Annotated in this window: 17 protein-coding genes; 9 read left to right on the forward strand and 8 right to left on the reverse strand. The window is 68.0% G+C overall.

The features are described from left to right. Positions 1 to 48: 48 nt before the first annotated feature. From gnd to dnaA, 3 genes are all read right to left on the reverse strand, one after another. The gene (gene gnd, locus SACTE_RS16395) at positions 49 to 927 is read right to left on the reverse strand and encodes a phosphogluconate dehydrogenase (NAD(+)-dependent, decarboxylating) (protein ID WP_014047153.1); all 879 of its coding nucleotides are present in this window, start codon (positions 925 to 927) and stop codon (positions 49 to 51) included. 131 nt (positions 928 to 1,058) lie between these two features. After that, positions 1,059 to 2,189 (reverse strand): DNA polymerase III subunit beta, encoded by a 1,131-nt coding sequence (dnaN, locus tag SACTE_RS16400; protein WP_014047154.1) that lies wholly within the window; start codon positions 2,187 to 2,189, stop codon positions 1,059 to 1,061. An 861-nt stretch (positions 2,190 to 3,050) separates the two neighbouring features. Further along, complete coding sequence (gene dnaA / locus SACTE_RS16405) at positions 3,051 to 4,826, reverse strand: chromosomal replication initiator protein DnaA (protein WP_078492633.1); 1,776 nt, start codon at positions 4,824 to 4,826, stop codon at positions 3,051 to 3,053. 382 nt (positions 4,827 to 5,208) lie between these two features. Between dnaA and rpmH the strand changes: the two genes are divergently transcribed. The 9 genes from rpmH to SACTE_RS16440 all read left to right on the forward strand — a co-directional run bounded on the left by rpmH (position 5,209) and on the right by SACTE_RS16440 (position 12,125). After that, a complete protein-coding gene (rpmH, locus tag SACTE_RS16410; protein ID WP_014047156.1) occupies positions 5,209 to 5,346 on the forward strand; it encodes a 50S ribosomal protein L34 in 138 nt (45 codons plus the stop codon). 18 nt (positions 5,347 to 5,364) lie between these two features. Beyond that, the gene (gene rnpA / locus SACTE_RS33270; protein ID WP_014047157.1) at positions 5,365 to 5,736 is read left to right on the forward strand and encodes a ribonuclease P protein component; all 372 of its coding nucleotides are present in this window, start codon (positions 5,365 to 5,367) and stop codon (positions 5,734 to 5,736) included. Continuing rightward, entirely contained in the window at positions 5,733 to 6,092 is a 360-nt protein-coding gene (gene yidD / locus SACTE_RS33275; RefSeq protein ID WP_014047158.1) for a membrane protein insertion efficiency factor YidD, read from the forward strand. The genes rnpA and yidD overlap by 4 nt, the downstream gene beginning before the upstream one ends. A 3-nt stretch (positions 6,093 to 6,095) precedes the next feature. Then, the gene (gene yidC / locus SACTE_RS16415; RefSeq protein WP_014047159.1) at positions 6,096 to 7,367 is read left to right on the forward strand and encodes a membrane protein insertase YidC; all 1,272 of its coding nucleotides are present in this window, start codon (positions 6,096 to 6,098) and stop codon (positions 7,365 to 7,367) included. A 14-nt stretch (positions 7,368 to 7,381) separates the two neighbouring features. Beyond that, complete coding sequence (locus tag SACTE_RS16420; protein WP_014047160.1) at positions 7,382 to 7,891, forward strand: R3H domain-containing nucleic acid-binding protein; 510 nt, start codon at positions 7,382 to 7,384, stop codon at positions 7,889 to 7,891. Positions 7,892 to 8,000: 109 nt separating this feature from the next. Next, on the forward strand, positions 8,001 to 8,717 hold the full coding sequence (rsmG, locus tag SACTE_RS16425) for a 16S rRNA (guanine(527)-N(7))-methyltransferase RsmG (protein ID WP_014047161.1): 717 nt from the start codon (positions 8,001 to 8,003) through the stop codon (positions 8,715 to 8,717). A gap of 303 nt (positions 8,718 to 9,020) precedes the next feature. Next, the gene (locus SACTE_RS16430) at positions 9,021 to 10,100 is read left to right on the forward strand and encodes a ParA family protein (RefSeq protein ID WP_078492691.1); all 1,080 of its coding nucleotides are present in this window, start codon (positions 9,021 to 9,023) and stop codon (positions 10,098 to 10,100) included. Continuing rightward, entirely contained in the window at positions 10,097 to 11,191 is a 1,095-nt protein-coding gene (locus tag SACTE_RS16435) for a ParB/RepB/Spo0J family partition protein (RefSeq protein WP_014047163.1), read from the forward strand. The genes SACTE_RS16430 and SACTE_RS16435 overlap by 4 nt, the downstream gene beginning before the upstream one ends. Before the next feature lie 316 nt (positions 11,192 to 11,507). Further along, positions 11,508 to 12,125, forward strand: coding sequence for a GNAT family N-acetyltransferase (locus tag SACTE_RS16440; protein ID WP_014047164.1), 618 nt, complete (start codon positions 11,508 to 11,510; stop codon positions 12,123 to 12,125). Positions 12,126 to 12,266: 141 nt separating this feature from the next. Here the strand turns inward: SACTE_RS16440 and trxA are convergent, their stop codons facing one another. The 5 genes from trxA to SACTE_RS16465 form a co-directional block, all read right to left on the reverse strand. Next, positions 12,267 to 12,599: a thioredoxin gene (trxA, locus tag SACTE_RS16445; protein ID WP_014047165.1), complete on the reverse strand. Its 333-nt coding sequence runs from the start codon at positions 12,597 to 12,599 to the stop codon at positions 12,267 to 12,269. A gap of 42 nt (positions 12,600 to 12,641) precedes the next feature. Beyond that, positions 12,642 to 13,613, reverse strand: a complete 972-nt coding sequence (gene trxB, locus SACTE_RS16450; protein ID WP_014047166.1) for a thioredoxin-disulfide reductase — start codon at positions 13,611 to 13,613, stop codon at positions 12,642 to 12,644. 128 nt (positions 13,614 to 13,741) lie between these two features. After that, positions 13,742 to 14,689, reverse strand: a complete 948-nt coding sequence (locus SACTE_RS16455) for a hypothetical protein (RefSeq protein WP_014047167.1) — start codon at positions 14,687 to 14,689, stop codon at positions 13,742 to 13,744. Beyond that, complete coding sequence (sigM, locus tag SACTE_RS16460) at positions 14,686 to 15,390, reverse strand: RNA polymerase sigma factor SigM (RefSeq protein WP_014047168.1); 705 nt, start codon at positions 15,388 to 15,390, stop codon at positions 14,686 to 14,688. The genes SACTE_RS16455 and sigM overlap by 4 nt, the downstream gene beginning before the upstream one ends. A 25-nt stretch (positions 15,391 to 15,415) precedes the next feature. Then, the gene (locus SACTE_RS16465) at positions 15,416 to 17,113 is read right to left on the reverse strand and encodes a serine/threonine protein kinase (RefSeq protein WP_014047169.1); all 1,698 of its coding nucleotides are present in this window, start codon (positions 17,111 to 17,113) and stop codon (positions 15,416 to 15,418) included. Positions 17,114 to 17,125 lie beyond the last annotated feature (12 nt).

Consider the following 17,125-nt stretch of genomic DNA (forward strand, 5'->3'; position numbering starts at 1 on the left):
GCCGGCCTTCCCGCTTTCCTGCTTCGTGCTCTGCGTGTGCTGGTGTGACTACTTCTTGTTCTCGACCGCGTGGCCGCCGAACTGGTTGCGCAGCGCGGCGATCATCTTCATCTGCGGGGAGTCGTCCTGCCGCGAGGCGAAGCGCGCGAAGAGCGACGCGGTGATCGCGGGCAGCGGCACCGCGTTGTCGATGGCCGCCTCGACCGTCCACCGGCCCTCGCCTGAGTCCGCGGCGAAACCGCGGAGCTTGTCCAGGTGCTCGTCGTCGTCCAGCGCGTTGACCGCCAGGTCCAGCAGCCAGGAGCGGATGACCGTGCCCTCCTGCCAGGAGCGGAAGACCTCACGCACGTCCGTGACGGAGTCGACCTTCTCCAGCAGCTCCCAGCCCTCGGCGTACGCCTGCATCATGGCGTACTCGATGCCGTTGTGGACCATCTTCGCGAAGTGGCCGGCGCCGACCTTGCCCGCGTGCACGGAACCGAAGTCGCCCTCGGGCTTCAGCGCGTCGAAGACCGGCTGGACCTTGGCGACGTTCTCCTCGGTGCCGCCGTACATCAGGGCGTAGCCGTTCTCCAGGCCCCAGACGCCACCGGAGACGCCGCAGTCGACGAACCCGATGTCCTTGATGCCCAGCTCGACGGCGTGCTTCTCGTCGTCGGTCCAGCGGGAGTTCCCGCCGTCCACCACGACGTCACCCGGGGAGAGCAGCTCGGCCAGCTCGTCGATGGTGGACTGGGTCGCGGCGCCCGCCGGGACCATCACCCACACGACGCGCGGACCCTTGAGCTTGCCCACAAGCTCTTCGAGGCTGTGGACATCGGCGACGTCCGGGTTGCGGTCGTATCCGATGACGGTGTGGCCTGCGCGGCGGATGCGCTCGCGCATGTTGCCGCCCATCTTGCCGAGACCGACGAGACCGAGCTCCATCAGAAGATTCCTTAAGCGTTGTGCCGATTCGTACCCAGGACCGAGCCTACGCCCGGCCGGGGCGGCGGGGCGGGTGTGCTCAGCGCCGAACACGCCCGCCGGCCGCTGCCGTGACAGGAACGACCGCCGGGTCAGCCGGAGAGGCGGACCGGCATGATCAGGTACTTGTAGGCGTCGTTCGCCTCGGCGTCCACGGCCGGACGGCCGCTGAGCAGGGCGGGCTTGGTCGACGTCGTGAAGGACAGCTGGGCGACCGGGGAGTCGATCGCGCTGAGCCCGTCCAGCAGGAAGGTCGGGTTGAAGGCGATCGAGATGTCGTCGCCCTCCAGGACGGCGTCGACCCTTTCCACAGCCTGTGCGTCGTCGCTGGAACCGGCCTCCAGGATCAGCACCCCCTGCTCGAAGCTGAGCCGCACCGGGGTGTTCCGCTCGGCGACCAGGGCCACGCGCTTGACGGCCTCGACGAACGGGGCCGTCTCGATGACCGCGACCGAGTTGAACTCGGTGGGGAAGAGCGTGCGGTACTTCGGCAGGTCGCCCTCGAGCAGCCGCGTCGTCGTACGCCGGCCGGCACCCTCGAAGCCGATGAGGCCCTCACCGGCACCGGAGCCGGACAGGGCCAGGGTGACCGTGTCGCCGCTCGTGAGCGCCTTGGCGGTGTCCAGGAGCGTCTTGGCGGGCACCAGGGCGACGGCCGAGGCGTCCGGGTTCTCCGGCTTCCACAGGAACTCGCGGACCGCGAAGCGGTAGCGGTCGGTGGAGGCGAGGGTGACCGTGTCGCCCTCGATCTCGATGCGGACGCCCGTGAGCACCGGCAGGGTGTCGTCCCGTCCGGCCGCGATGGCGACCTGGGCGGCGGCGGAGGCGAAGACCTCACCGGGGACGGTGCCGGTCGCCGTCGGCATGGTCGGCAGCGCCGGGTACTCCTCCACAGGAAGGGTGTGGAGGGTGAACCGCGAGGAGCCGCAGACCACCGTGGCCCGTACACCGTCGGTGGAGATCTCCACCGGGCGGTTGGGGAGGGCGCGGCAGATGTCGGCGAGCAACCGGCCGGAGACGAGGACCGTGCCGTCCTCCTCGATCTCGGCGTCCACCGAGACCCGTGCCGACACCTCGTAGTCGAAGCTGGAGAAGCTGAGTGCTCCGTCCTCGGCCTTCAGCAGAAGGCCCGCGAGAACGGGCGCCGGCGGACGGGCCGGGAGGCTGCGGGCCACCCAGGCCACCGCCTCCGCGAGTACATCGCGCTCCACCCGGATCTTCACCGGAACCGCCTCCTGCTGTTGCTCGCTCGCCCTGCTGGCCTTCGTCGTCTGGTGGAGGCTCCCTGCCGATGGGCCGGGGAGACCGCCGGGGTCCAGTCTGACGTACGGCACCGACACTCGTTGCTGCTCGGGGTCAAGTCGCGCCGAGAGGCGCGTGACGCTCCGAGGCCGAGTTGTGCACAGGGCCCACTTCGAAGCTGATTCCTGGCTAACTCTGAGTGGTAGTAGTAGTAGGCCTTGTGGAAACCGTGGATAACGTCGTTTTCGCAGGTCAGTAGCCGTTTTTTGTCCACCGCGCCTGTGGGCGGCACCCGTGGACAACTAGGCGTCTCTGTGGACACGCGAAAGTTCTGCACACCCGATGCACAGGCGGGGTGCACTTCTCCCCAGGGCTGTCCCCAGCTTTACCCACGTTCCCCACAGCTCAATCGACGACCTTGGTGTGACGCCTTTCACTCTCGGCAGTGAAAGAGGGTGTTGCGTTGCCGAACAGTGGACAGCCCTGTGGGGAACCGGGGAAAACCTGGGGACAACAGGGGCTGGCCTGTGGGCCGCCGGTGGACAACACGGGCGAGCGCCTCAGGGGCCAGATTCTGTCCACAGGCTGTGGATCACGGTTGACCACAAATCCCCAGGCGCGTGACCTGGCCTGATGGAGTATCGGCAGGACGCCCTGTGGACGCAATATGGACAACTTCCCAGTCCCCAGGCTGTGGACGCCAGATTCCTCCTCCATCTGTGGAGAAGGCGCAGGTGACAGCCGTAATTCGAACAGGAGCGGGGCCGGATACGCCGAAGGGCGCCCGGCGGGACCTCTGTATACAGTCCTCGCGGGCGCCCTTCGGCGCGGCTGGGCGGTCGTCAGCCGTTCTTGATGCGGTTGGTGAGCTCGGTGACCTGGTTGTAGATGGAGCGGCGCTCCGCCATCAGCGCGCGGATCTTCCGGTCGGCGTGCATGACGGTCGTGTGGTCGCGGCCGCCGAACTGCGCCCCGATCTTGGGCAGGGAGAGATCGGTGAGCTCCCTGCAGAGGTACATGGCGATCTGGCGCGCCGTCACCAGGACGCGGCTGCGCGAGGATCCGCAGAGGTCCTCCACCGTCAGCCCGAAGTAGTCGGCGGTGGAAGCCATGATGGCCGGAGCGGTGATCTCGGGCGCGGTGTCCTCGCCGCCCGGGATCAGGTCCTTGAGCACGATCTCGGTCAGCCCCAGGTCCACCGGCTGGCGGTTGAGGCTGGCGAAGGCGGTCACGCGGATGAGCGCGCCCTCCAGTTCGCGGATGTTGCGCGAGATCCGCGAGGCGATGAACTCGAGCACCTCCGGCGGTGCGTTGAGCTGCTCCTGCACCGCCTTCTTCCGCAGGATCGCGATACGCGTCTCCAGCTCGGGCGGCTGCACATCGGTGGTCAGGCCCCACTCGAAGCGGTTGCGGAGCCGGTCCTCCAGCGTCACCAGCTGCTTGGGCGGCCGGTCAGAGGAGAGCACGATCTGCTTGTTGGCGTTGTGGAGCGTGTTGAAGGTGTGGAAGAACTCCTCCTGCGTCGACTCCTTGCTCGCCAGGAACTGGATGTCGTCGACCAGGAGGATGTCCACGTCGCGGTACCGCTTGCGGAAGGTGTCGCCCTTGCCGTCGCGGATCGAGTTGATGAACTCGTTGGTGAACTCCTCGGAGCTCACGTACCGCACCCGGGTGCCCGGGTAGAGACTGCGCGCGTAGTGCCCGATGGCATGCAGGAGGTGGGTCTTGCCCAGCCCCGACTCCCCGTAGATGAACAGGGGGTTGTACGCCTTCGCGGGAGCCTCGGCCACGGCGACCGCCGCGGCGTGCGCGAAGCGGTTGGACGCGCCGATGACGAAGGTGTCGAAGAGGTACTTCGGGTTCAGCCGGGCATGGGGCTCGTTCGTCCCCGGGGCCGGCGCGGACTGCGAGCCGGGCGGGCCGCCGGCCCGCCCGTGTCCGCCCTGGTGGTGCGGAGGCTGCTGCTCCTGCATGTCGTGGCGGTCGCGTCCGTCGCGCTGCGGTTCGTAGCCCTGGCGCTCCGGCGGCTGCGGACGGTAGTCGTGCTGCGGCTGCTGGGGGCGCGTGCTCGCGTACGGGTCCATGTCCTGGTAGCCGCCGTGCCGGGGCTGCCAGGACAGGTCCTCCTGGCTGCGCGGCCAGGCACCGGGGCGCTGCTGCTGGTAGTCCGGGTAGGCGGGACGGGCCGTGGGCATGCCGTCGTCGGACGGGCGGTGCCCGTAGCCGTCGTACACGTCGTTGCGCGGCTGCTCGTCCCGCTGCGGCCCCTGGTAGTGGTGGGGCTGCTGTCCCTGGGACTGGTGCTGCTGGTGCATGGGCGGCGCGGGCGGGGTGGGCGGCTCGTTCGCGGAGTCGTCGACCGTGATCGCGATCCGGATCGGGCGCCCGCACTCACGGGTCAGCGTCTCGCTGATCAGTGGCGCGAGCCGGCCCTCCAGGACGCGCTTGCCCCACTCGTTGGGCACGGCCAGCAGCGCGGTGTCCGCCACGAGGGCCAGCGGCTGGCAGCGCTCGATCCACTGCTTGTCCTTCGGCTCGATGCCCTGCTGACCCTCCCCGAGGAGTTGGTCCAGCACGCGTGGCCACACTGCGGCAAGATCGGCAGGTACATCAGCCACAAGGCACGCTCTCTCGCATGTCCCACGAATGTGTGCTTCTCGGGACGGGATGGGTCGGGTCGGGTGAGGCCCGGCAGGGGGGAAGGAAAGGAACCGGAGTTCAGCCACGGTAGTCAGGCCGACCCGCGCGGTTCAAGTCGTTGTCCACAGGCTGTGTACAGAACGGGGTCGTGTGGAGCTGGTTTGACCGAATGGCGCGGCCGCGCGTACCGTGACCAGGTCGAGTTGTCGATGGCTGCTGCCGCCTGCCTCCGATGGGCAAACATCACGATCCTGTGATTGTGAAGCGGTGCACTAAGGCGTTTACGCGAGTTCCTCGTGGGCGCACGGTGACAGCCAGGCGATGTCCCGCCAACACACGAATCATTTCTGGAGCCCCCGAGTGAGCAAGCGCACCTTCCAGCCGAACAACCGTCGTCGCGCCAAGACCCACGGCTTCCGGCTGCGTATGCGTACCCGTGCCGGCCGCGCGATTCTCGCGAACCGCCGTGGCAAGGGTCGCGCCAACCTGTCCGCCTGATCGCGGCCAGGTCATGACGTGCTGCCTACCGAGAACCGGCTGAGGCGGCGCGAGGACTTCGCGACCGCGGTACGCCGGGGACGCCGGGCCGGCCGCCCGTCGCTCGTCGTACATCTACGCAGCGGTGCTACGGACCCGCACGTGCCGGGGGAGAGCCTTCCCCCGCCACGTGCGGGTTTCGTTGTCAGCAAGGCAGTGGGTGGAGCGGTCGTCCGCACCGCGGTGAAGCGCAGGCTTCGCCATCTGATGCGTGACCGGCTGGCTCTGCTGCCCCCCGGTAGCCTTGTTGTCGTACGAGCGTTGCCTGGATCGGGCGATGCCGATCATGCACAGCTGGCCCGAGACCTGGACGCCGCTCTGGAGCGGCTGCTGGGAGGGGGCGCGCGATGAAGTACCCGCTGCTGGCTCTCATCAAGCTGTATCAGTGGACGATCAGCCCGCTTCTCGGGCCTGTCTGCCGTTACTACCCGTCGTGTTCCCACTATGGATATACGGCGATCGACCGGCACGGTGCGATCAAGGGAACGGCGCTGACCGCATGGCGCATCCTGCGTTGCAATCCGTGGTCACCCGGCGGCGTGGATCACGTACCGCCACGCAAACGTCCGCGTTGGCACGAACTGCTGCGCAGCCATGCGGGTCGCGGCAAGGGCGGGGACTCCGCCGCCGATGTGCCTGCCCGGGGGTCGGTGTCCGACCCTTCGAGCCCGGCCACAGAGACCTCGCCCAATGCTCAAGGAGCCTGATTAGTGGACACGATTGCCAGTCTGTTCAGCTTCATCACCACACCTGTCTCGTGGGTCATCGTCCAGTTCCACAAGCTGTACGGAGCGATCTTCGGTGACGACACGGGCTGGGCCTGGGGCCTGTCCATCGTGTCCCTCGTGGTCCTGATCCGGATCTGCCTGATCCCGCTCTTCGTGAAGCAGATCAAGTCGACCCGGAACATGCAGGTGCTCCAGCCGAAGATGAAGGCGATCCAGGAGCGCTACAAGAACGACAAACAGCGTCAGTCCGAAGAGATGATGAAGCTGTACAAGGAGACCGGGACCAACCCGCTCTCCTCGTGCCTTCCCATCCTGGCGCAGTCCCCGTTCTTCTTCGCCCTGTACCACGTGCTCTCGGCCATCGCCTCGGGCAAGACGATCGGCGTCATCGACCAGCCGCTGCTCGACAGCGCACGTCAGGCGCACATCTTCGGTGCTCCGCTGGCCGCGAAGTTCATGGACAGTGACGACAAGGTCGCGGCGCTCGGTGCCTCACTGACCGACGTCCGGGTCGTCACCGCGATCATGATCGTGATGATGTCGGCCTCGCAGTTCTTCACCCAGCGCCAGCTGATGACGAAGAACGTCGACCTGACGGTCAAGACCCCGTACATGCAGCAGCAGAAGATGCTGATGTACATCTTCCCCCTGATCTTCGCGGTCATGGGTATCAATTTCCCCGTCGGTGTCCTCGTCTACTGGCTGACCACCAACGTCTGGACCATGGGTCAGCAGATGTACGTGATCAACCAGAACCCGACTCCGGGCAGCAAGGCGCAGGAGCAGTACCTGAGCCGGCTGCTGAAGAGCGTCACCACGCACGGGCAGGTACGGGGCAGGACGCGGCGCAACACCGTCAAGCGGATCGTGGCCAAGGGTTCGGACCGCAACGACATCGAGCGCAAGTTCATCACCGGTCTCGCCAAGCTGGGCCTCGCCGCCCAGGAGGACGGGACCGTGGAGAAGAGCGAAGCGGCCCTCACCGAAGCCGAGGGCGGCGCCGCGCCGAAGCGGCAGCAGCCCAAGCGCCAGACCAAGGCGAAGCGTCAGACGGCCGCCACCCAGCCCGGTGCGGCCAAGGAGTCGGGAACGGCCGACGATGCCGGACCCAAGACCTCCCTGACGAAGCAGGACGCATCACAGGTCGACAAGCCGAAGTCGGCGGGCAAGTCCGCTGCGTCCGGTTCCTCACGCCAAGCCAAGTCCGGACAGCGCAAGGGCCCCCAGCGGCCCAAGCACCCGTCCAAGAAGTAAGAAGGAGTCCATCCGTGACGGAAGGCACCACCACCACGGCCGCTGAGGGCAGCGACACCCTGACCCGCCTCGAACAGGAAGGCGAGATCGCGGCCGACTACCTCGAGGGTCTGCTCGACATCGCCGACCTCGACGGCGACATCGACATGGATGTGGAGGCGGACCGGGCCGCGGTTTCGATCATCAGCGACTCGGCGCGTGACCTGCAGAAGCTCGTGGGGCGCGACGGCGAGGTGCTGGAGGCCCTTCAGGAACTGACGCGCCTGGCCGTGCACCGTGAGACCGGTGACCGCAGCCGCCTCATGCTGGACATCGCCGGATTCCGCGCCAAGAAGCGTGAGGTGCTCGCCGCACTGGGCGCCAAGGCGGCGGACGAAGTCAAGAGCTCGGGCGAGCCCGTGAGGCTGGAGCCGATGACCCCGTTCGAGCGCAAGGTCGTGCACGACGCGATCGCCGCGGCCGGCCTGCGCAGCGAGTCCGAGGGCGAGGAGCCGCAGCGCTTCGTCGTCGTTCTTCCGGCCTGACCGGACCCTTGTACGCTCGGCCCCGTCTGTTCGCAGGCGGGGCCGATCTTTGTCAGCCTGTTTGTCAGCCACCCACAGTGCGCTAGTGCGGTATGGAAGGACGGTCCCCGTGACGGAGGAAACAGAGCTCCCTGAGGCGCCCGAGGAGGCGCGGGCGGTATTCGGAGAGTTCTTTCCGGAGGCTGTCCGGTACGCCGAGCTCCTGGCGGACGCCGGGGTGAAGCGGGGCCTGATCGGTCCTCGTGAAGTGCCACGCCTGTGGGGACGCCACCTGCTGAACTGCGCGGTGCTCTCCGAAGCGGTTCCCGAGGGTGTCACGGTGTGCGATGTGGGGTCCGGGGCAGGGCTGCCCGGCATCCCCTTGGCGCTGGTACGCCCCGACTTGAAGATCACGCTCCTGGAGCCGCTGCTGCGCCGGACGAACTTCCTCCAGGAGGTCGTCGAGCTGCTGGGCCTCGACCACGTGACCGTCGTACGCGGTCGGGCGGAGGAGGTCCTCGGATCGCTTCCCCCTGTCCATGTGGTGACGGCGCGGGCCGTGGCTCCCCTCGACCGGCTCGCGGGCTGGGGGGTCCCCCTGCTGCGGCCCTACGGGGAGATGCTCGCGCTGAAGGGCGGCACCGCCGAGGAGGAGATCCAGGGCGCACGGGCCGCTCTGAGCAAGCTCGGAGTGGTGGAGACCGAGGTGCTGCACGTCGGTGAGGGGGTCGTCGAGCCGATGTCCACGGTGGTGCGGGTCGTCGTCGGTGAGAGTCCGGGCGGCGTGAGGTTCGCCGCCAAGCGAGCCAAGGCCGCGAGGACCAGCCGGACGCGTCGGCGTCGCTGAAGACGCACTGGTTACGCGGCGCGACCAATCCATCCCTTTTAGGTCGGTTTTTGGTGGATGCTCCACGAAAGCAGCGATATCTGCTGTCTGCGGAGTGTCGAAACCACGGCACTCGGCGGCAGGGGCATCGTGTTTCACGTGAAACGTCGCTCTCTCCTGCAGGGAATTATCGGTCGCGGTCGCGCGTCTACCGCACCGCGCGACCGTAAGCCCGTACGGGCTCCCGTACGGGCCACGGAGTTGTCCACAGAAGTGGATTCGTCCACAGAAGAGTCGGCCTCGCTGGTTCGCTACCCCGAAAGCATGGCAGGCTCTGTTCATTGCGAGCCTGAAGTCGAGGAGAGTGAATCCTTGCGGTCCGACGCCGACACCGCGGGACCGATGACCGATCCGGTCCCCGGTCCCCGTACCGAGTCCATGGGGGACGGTGTTTCACGTGAAACACCGCCGCCGATGGACGACACTCCCATCGGTCGGGCGGCCCAGCTGGCGGTCGAGGCCCTCGGCCGCGCCGGCGAGGGCCTGCCCCGCCCTGACCGGACACGCATCATGGTCGTCGCCAACCAGAAGGGTGGCGTGGGCAAGACGACTTCGACGGTCAACCTTGCCGCTTCTCTCGCACTGCATGGTGCGCGCGTCCTGGTGGTGGACCTCGACCCGCAGGGGAACGCCTCCACTGCTCTGGGAATCGACCACCATGCGGAAGTTCCCTCCATCTACGACGTCCTGGTGGAGAGCATGCCTCTCTCCGAGGTGGTTCAGCCCGTCCCGGACGTCGAAGGCCTCTTCTGCGCCCCGGCCACCATCGATCTCGCCGGTGCGGAGATCGAGCTGGTCTCGCTGGTGGCGCGGGAGAGCCGGCTACAGCGGGCGATCCAGGCGTATGACCAGCCGCTGGACTACATCCTCATCGACTGCCCGCCGTCGCTCGGTCTGCTGACCGTCAACGCGCTCGTGGCTGGTGCCGAGGTGCTCATCCCGATCCAGTGCGAGTACTACGCCTTGGAGGGCCTCGGCCAGCTGCTGCGTAATGTCGATCTGGTCCGGGGGCACCTGAACCCCGATCTCCACGTATCGACGATTCTGCTCACCATGTACGACGGCCGGACCAGGCTCGCCTCCCAGGTGGCGGAGGAGGTGCGCAGCCACTTCGGAAAGGAAGTGCTGCGGACGAGCATTCCCCGCTCGGTGCGCATCTCGGAGGCTCCGAGTTACGGGCAGACCGTACTGACCTATGATCCTGGCTCCAGCGGGTCCTTGTCCTACCTCGAGGCGGCCCGTGAGATCGCTTTGAGGGGCGTCGGGATCCACTACGAGGCTCAGCAGCATGCCCAGCAGGGCGTTCAGAACCACCAGCAGAGCAATTCGGAGGGCATGCAGTGAGTGAGCGTCGTAGAGGGCTGGGGCGTGGGCTCGGTGCGCTGATCCCCGCAGCTCCGCAGGAGAAGCAGGTATCGGCTCCTGGTGCAGGCCTGGGCGTGGCCGGGACGAGCCCTGTACGGACCACGGACCGGGGTGTGGCCGCGGCCAAGGTGACGGCGCTGTCGTCCAGCCCGGTGGTGCCCGAGCCGAGTTCCCCCGGAGACCTGGAAAGTGTCGTGGGAGGAACGGATTCGGCCGGAGCGTACTTCGCCGAGATCCCGCTGAGCCAGATCACGCCGAACCCCAAGCAGCCGCGCGTGGTCTTCGACCAGGACGCCCTTGCCGAGCTGGTCACCTCCATCAAGGAGGTCGGGCTCCTTCAGCCTGTGGTCGTGCGCAAGGTGGCAGACGAGCGCTACGAGCTCATCATGGGTGAGCGGCGCTGGCGCGCCTGCGGCGAAGCGGGACTGGAGGACATCCCGGCGATCGTCCGGGCGACCGACGACGAGAAGCTACTGCTCGACGCGCTCCTGGAGAACCTGCACCGGGCTCAGCTGAACCCGCTGGAGGAGGCGGCAGCCTACGACCAGCTGCTCAAGGACTTCAACTGCACGCATGACCAGCTGGCCGACCGCATCGGGCGGTCACGCCCGCAGGTGTCCAACACACTGCGGCTGCTGCGGCTCTCCCCGCCGGTGCAGCGCAGGGTGGCGGCGGGTGTTCTCTCGGCCGGCCACGCGCGGGCACTGCTGTCGTTGGACGACTCCGAAGAGCAGGACCGGCTCGCTCACCGCATCGTCGCGGAGGGTCTGTCGGTGCGTGCGGTCGAGGAGATCGTCAACCTTCGTGGGTCCGAACTCGCCAGCTCGGCGAAGCCGAAGGGGCCCCGGGCCGGAGGGCGTGTCTCCCCGGCGCTGACAGACCTGGCCTCCAGGCTCTCGGACCGCTTCGAGACGCGGGTGAAGGTCGACCTCGGGCAGAAGAAGGGGAAGATCGTCGTCGAGTTCGCCTCGATGGAGGACTTGGACCGCATCCTCGGCAGCCTCGCGCCGGGTGAGGGACGCGTGCTGGAGCGCAGCGTCGCGGAGGAGCAGGCCGAGGACGAGGACTGAACCGTCCGCCGGCCACGGCGGACGACGAGAGGGCGGGCTGAGGTCCGGAGTGATCCGGGACGAGGCCCGCCCTTTGCTTTTTCTCGGTATCCGCATCAGGTCTGGGTGGATACGATGCGTTCTGGTAGGGCGTATCCACCACCGTGAACCACCTCAGAGGAGGCGGGGCCGTGCGGTCAGTGCATCGCAGCCACCTGGTGACAGTCGGGTTGGGGCTGGGAGCCGTCGGAGGGTTCGTCGGCAGCCTGTTCCGTGAACGGAATGCGCTGGCGGCCGTGCGTGAAGCGGCGGGCGAAGGAAGCGAGGAACCGCCTACATGGGGCGTCGGCTTGTACCGCTCACCTTGGACAACCTTTCGGACCTCCCCAGGCGCTGCCGCTCGTGCGTCTTCTGGGAGCTTGATCCGGTCAGCGGGGAAGCCGCAGTAAAAGCGGGTAGGCCCGAGGTGGAGAAGGAGTCCTGGATCTCGGCCGTGCTGTTGGAGTGGGGCTCCTGCGGGCGGGTCGTCTATGTCGATGATGTCGCGGCCGGCTATGTCCTCTACGCACCGCCTGCTTACGTGCCGCGGTCCACGGCGTTTCCCACGAGCCCGGTCTCCCCAGACGCCGTGCAGCTGATGACCGCTCTGATTCTGCCTGGGTTCCAGGGACAGGGGCTGGGTCGGGTACTGGTGCAGACCGTAGCCAAGGACATGCTGCGGCGGGGCTTCCGAGCGGTCGAGGCCTTCGGGGACGCCCGATGGAAGGAACCTGCCTGTGTCCTGCCCGCGGACCACCTGCTGGCGGTCGGGTTCAAAACCGTACGCCCGCATCCGGCGTATCCACGGCTGAGGCTGGAGCTACGGACGACGCTCTCCTGGAAGGAGGACGTCGAGCTGGCGTTGGACAGGCTGTTGGGCGCCGTACAGAAGGAGCCCGTGCTCAGGCCGCTTTGACCGTGTTTCCTCTTGTCCGACCCTCGTTCCCCCGCAGACGGGACGGACACGGCCTGGCGGCCCGGCATGGTGGCCGGACACGCGGAACGGGCCCGCCCCGGAGGACGAGCCCGTTTCACGTGAAACATCGCTTCAGCGCTATTACTCGGCGATGAAGGCCTCAAGGTCGCGAAGGATCGCGGCCTTCGGCTTGGCACCGACGATGGTCTTGGCGACCTCTCCACCCTGGTACACGTTGAGCGTCGGGATGGACATCACGCCGTACTTGGCAGCGGTGGACGGGTTCTCGTCGATGTTGAGCTTGACGATCTCGATCTGGTCGCCGTGCTCGGCCGCGATGGCCTCCAGAGAAGGAGCGATCTGGCGGCACGGGCCGCACCAGGCAGCCCAGAAGTCCACCAGGACGGGCTTCTCGTTCTTCAGGACGTCCTCATCGAAAGAGGCGTCGGTCACGTTCTTCAGGGCGCCGGCCACGGCGACCTCCTTAACTTCGGGGGGTGTGGGTGAGGAGGGGGTTCAGACTGCGGGCGTCTTCTCCGGCTCGGCCGGCTTCTCGTCGGCGAGGGCGGCCAGGAAGCGCTCGGCGTCGAGAGCGGCGGAGCAGCCGGTCCCGGCAGCGGTGATGGCCTGCCGGTAGGTGTGGTCGACGACGTCACCGGCGCCGAAGACACCCTGCAGGTTGGTGCGGGTCGACGGAGCATCGACCTTGAGATAGCCCTCGTCGTCGAGTTCGAGCTGACCCTTGAAGAGTTCTGTGCGCGGGTCGTGGCCGACGGCGATGAACAGCCCGGTCACCGGGAGCTCGGACGTCTCACCGGTCCTGGTGTCGCGCAGGGTGACCCCGGAGAGCTTCTGGTCGCCGTGCACCGTGGCGACCTCGCTGTTCCAGGCGAAGCTGATCTTCGGGTCGGCGAAGGCACGCTCCTGCATGGCCTTGGAGGCACGCAGGGAGTCACGGCGGTGGATGATCGTGACGGACTTGGCGAACCGGGAGAGGAACGTCGCCTCTTCCATGGCCGTGTCGCCCCCGCCGACCACAGCGATGTCCTGGTCCTTGAAGAAGAAGCCGTCGCAGGTGGCGCACCAGGAGACGCCGCGTCCGGAGAGGGCGTCCTCGTTGTGCAGGCCGAGCTTGCGGTGCTGGGATCCCGTGGTCACGATGACGGCCTTGGCGCGGTGCACGGTCCCGGCGGTGTCGGTGACCGTCTTGACGTCACCGGTGAGGTCGACGGAGACCACGTCGTCGGGGATGAGTTCGGCACCGAAGCGCTCGGCCTGGGCGCGCATGTTGTCCATGAGATCGGGGCCCATGATGCCGTCCTGGAAGCCCGGGAAGTTCTCCACGTCGGTGGTGTTCATCAGCGCGCCGCCGGCGGTGACGGCGCCCTCGAAGACCAGCGGCTTCAGCGACGCGCGTGCGGTGTACAGGGCGGCGGTGTAACCGGCCGGCCCGGAGCCGATGATGATCACATTGCGGACGTCGCTCACGGGTTTCTTCCTCGTCTCTGCGGACTGCCTACTGCCTACTGGGGTCGGTTCCACGACTCTCACCCCACCCAACGGATCCTACGGGGCACACATTCCCGAAGTACCGGATCGGCTTCCCGGCGAGGTGATCAGGAGCGTGTGTAGGCGTGGGAGAGGAGGAGGCGTCCCTTCGACGGGGGCCTCGAGCCGACACACGCGGCGTCGACGACGTAGGCCTGCACGCGGCTCGGGTCGGTCACATGGGGCAGGACGACGAGGAAGGCAGGGGTTCCTCGGTAGGCGCCCTCCTCAACGGCAAGAGCGGGTGCCTCGCGCCCTGTTCCCTGTTGGATGCACGGAGGCATGTCCACCACGGGAGCGAGCAGGGGGTCGCCGGAGACACCGGTGCGGGGGGACATGCCCTGCGGGGACGACTTGGTGTCCATCGTGGGTTCGCTCAAATCAGGGCCGACGGTCTTGGTCCCCGGAGCATCGGGCGTGGGGGCATCGCTCAGGAGGGCATGGACCTGGCCCTCAAGCGTGCCGTCGGCGAAGTCACGGGGCGCGTCCGCCATGGTTTCGGCGCCTTGATCGGAGGTCTTCAGAGCCGCGTTCTCGGACGTCTGCACCGACTGCATCAGGAGGACGCCCATCCCGACGACTGCGGCGCCGAAGGCGGTCCCGAGTATCAGGGTGCGGCGACGGCGCCCAGCCGCGCGCCGGCCCGGGCCGGTGGCCGCCCTCGGGCGACCGGCGGGACGGGCGACCGGTGTGCCGTCCAAGGGCTGCTGTCGTGTTTCACGTGAAACCGAGTCCGCAGAAGCCGTCGTCCCGGACGCGGGGAGGCATTCCGCCGCCAGCGCGGCATCGATGCGGTCGGCGATCTCCACAGGCATGGGAAGGAGGCTGGGCACGTCTCCGAGCAGTGTGCGGATTTCTTCCAGCGAGGCGTGGACGTCACCGCACTGCGCACAGGTGTCGATGTGGTCGCGGAGTACTGCCGCCCGGGGGGCGGGCACCAGTCCTTCGGTGAGGTCGGAGAGCTCTGAGATGTCCGGGTGCTGATCCGTCCCGGCCGTGTCAGCTGCCGATGTCATGCGTGACCACCTCCTCCCTTCACCGCAGCGGGGTCACTGGTGCCTGCGTCGTGCGGTTCTGCCGGTGGTGGGACGGATGCCCTCTGCGTCCGGTTCCTCTCCATCATGCTGTCTCCGCTCTTACCGCCGCCGTTCCGCAGGTGTGTGAGAAGGGGAAGCAGTCTGGCTCTGCCCCGTGCGCAACGGCTCTTCACCGTGCCGGTCGGGACGTCGAGGATGCGGGCGGCCTCGGCGACGGGGTAGGCCTGCATGTCCACGAGGACGAGGGCGGCCCGTTGCTCGGCGGGCAGGGTGGCCAGGGCGGCGAGCAGTTCGCGGTGCAGATCCTGTCGTTCGGCGGGCGCCTCAGCGGATTCGTGCGGTTCCAGAAGCTGATCGAGCCGTTCGGCGTCATCCACCGGCGCGGTTCTGCGCGAGGCGGCCTTACGGGCTCGGTCCAGACACGCGTTCACGGTGATCCGGTGCAGCCATGTGGTGACGGCGGACTGACCGCGGAAGGTGTGTGCGGCGCGGAAGGCGGAGACGAGAGCGTCCTGCACGGCGTCCGCGGCCTCTTCGCGATCACCGAGCGTCCTCAGGGCCACGGCCCAGAGACGGTCACGATGGCGGCGAACGAGCTCACCGAAGGCGTCCGGTTCGCCTGCGACATGCTGATCCAGGAGATCCTGGTCGCTGGTGTCGGCGAATCTGGCGTCGTCCAACGGTGAGCCCCCTCCCCTGGTGCCGTCAGCTGGTGATCTTGATGTCCGAGATCTTGCCCCGGTATTTGCCGTCGTCGCTGCTGTACGGCACCTTCGTGAGCCAGACCAGAAGGTAGCGCGCCTGCACCGGTTTGTCGGGGCTGAGGGACACCTTCGTTCCGGAGCCCTGAGCGACCTTGGTGAATCCGTTCGGCAGCGGGGGAATCGACGCGCTGTCCGCTGTCCGGAGCTCGACCGAGGTCTCGCCGCCGAGGAAGGACACGTCGACGCTGCCCACCCGCTGGGACGTGCCGAGGTCGAGGACGATGCCGACGCCTTCCTTCAGCCTGCCGAAGTCCGTGGTGTAGTAGCCGTCCGTCGGCCAGTAGGAGCTGGTGTCTCCGTCGTAGGCGCTCTTTACCGAGTCCGGCTTCTCGGAACCGTCACCCAGCGGGTCGTAGTCCTGGGCGTCGACGATGGTGACGGGCTTGCTGGGCTCCGGGGCGTTGTTGTCGTCGCTGTCGGTCTCGGTGTTCTGCGTGGTGGTCGGCTCGGTGCTGTCCTTGCCGTGGTCGATGACGGTCTCCGCGAGCTGCCAGCTGCCGAGTCCGAGCGCTGCGATGAGGAGGGCGGACACCGCCCACTTGAGCACCTTGCCGGTACGGCTCTGGAGGGGCGGCGGCGGGGCCTGGACGACGGGCTGCGTGGCGGAGGCCGGGACGGCGGAGGGCCGTCCGTAGGTGCCCTGCTGATAGGTCGTGCGCTGGTACTCGGGCGGCGCCGTGAAAACGGGCTCGGGGGGCAGGACGCGGGGCATGGCCGCGACGGCCTTGGCCAGCTCGTCCGGTGTGGTGCACGGCTGTTCCTGCCGTGACGCCGTGGCGCCGTCGTTGGCGAGCGCGCGCATGGCGAGCTCCGACAGGCCCCGGTGGACGCCCGCGCGTACCTGGTCGGGCGGGATCAGCCCCAGGTCCTTGGGGAGACCGGTGAGGCCGTAGGCGTCGTTCTCGTACGGCCAGCGACGGGTCAGGGCCGCATAGAGAAGGGCCCCGATGGCCTCGGTGTCCGTACGCAGCGGGTGCTCGGCGGTGACGCCCCGCAGCGCCGCGTTCACCGCGAGGCCGCGGATCCGGTACTGGCCGGTGGAGCTGCGCAACACGGCGCCCGGAGTGAGCCGCAGGTGCGACAGGCCCTCCCGATGGGCCGCGGCCATGGCCTGGGAGAGCTGGCTCACGAGCTGGTACGCGTCATGAGCCTCCATCGGGCCGGCCGCCAGCAGCGCGGTGAGCTCCGTGGCGTCCGGGAGCCATTCGTGGACGACGTAGACGAGGTCGTCCTCCTCCACGGCGTCCAGCACCTGGACGAAGCGGGGATCTCCCAGCAGGGCCGAGGAGCGGGCGGCAGCCAGGACCGAGCGGGCGCGCGGATGGTCGGCGGACAGCAGATGAACGCCCACCGCGCGGCGCAGCTTCTCGTCGACGGCGCGCCAGCTGCTGAATCCGTCCAGACGGGTGATGCACTCCTCGAGGCGGTAGCGCTTGGCCAGTTTGTGGCCGCTGTGCAGATCGGGTGCCGCCGGCACGGCGTCCGGGCTCGTCCGGCCGTCGTCCGTGCCGTCAGGGCCCGCGCCCTTGGCGTCCTGGGGTTCCGTCCCGTCGGTCGTGGCCTTGTCCGCCTTGGCGGTCAGCGGCTTGTCGCCGCTGTTGTCGGCCACGTCGACGGCAGCCGTGCTACGTTCCGCCACCGTCGTTCCTGC

The organism is Streptomyces sp. SirexAA-E (assembly GCF_000177195.2).
Taxonomy (GTDB): Bacteria; Actinomycetota; Actinomycetes; order Streptomycetales; family Streptomycetaceae; genus Streptomyces; species Streptomyces flavovirens.

What these genes read in the sequence shown, in the direction of transcription:
- SACTE_RS16455 (WP_014047167.1), bottom strand. Translation starts at nt 14,689, where the DNA reads ATGACATCGGCAGCTGACACGGCCGGGACGGATCAGCACCCGGACATC.
- gnd (WP_014047153.1), bottom strand. Translation starts at nt 927, where the DNA reads ATGGAGCTCGGTCTCGTCGGTCTCGGCAAGATGGGCGGCAACATGCGC.
- SACTE_RS16430 (WP_078492691.1), top strand. Translation starts at nt 9,021, where the DNA reads ATGGCAGGCTCTGTTCATTGCGAGCCTGAAGTCGAGGAGAGTGAATCC.
- SACTE_RS16440 (WP_014047164.1), top strand. Translation starts at nt 11,508, where the DNA reads ATGGGGCGTCGGCTTGTACCGCTCACCTTGGACAACCTTTCGGACCTC.
- yidD (WP_014047158.1), top strand. Translation starts at nt 5,733, where the DNA reads ATGAAGTACCCGCTGCTGGCTCTCATCAAGCTGTATCAGTGGACGATC.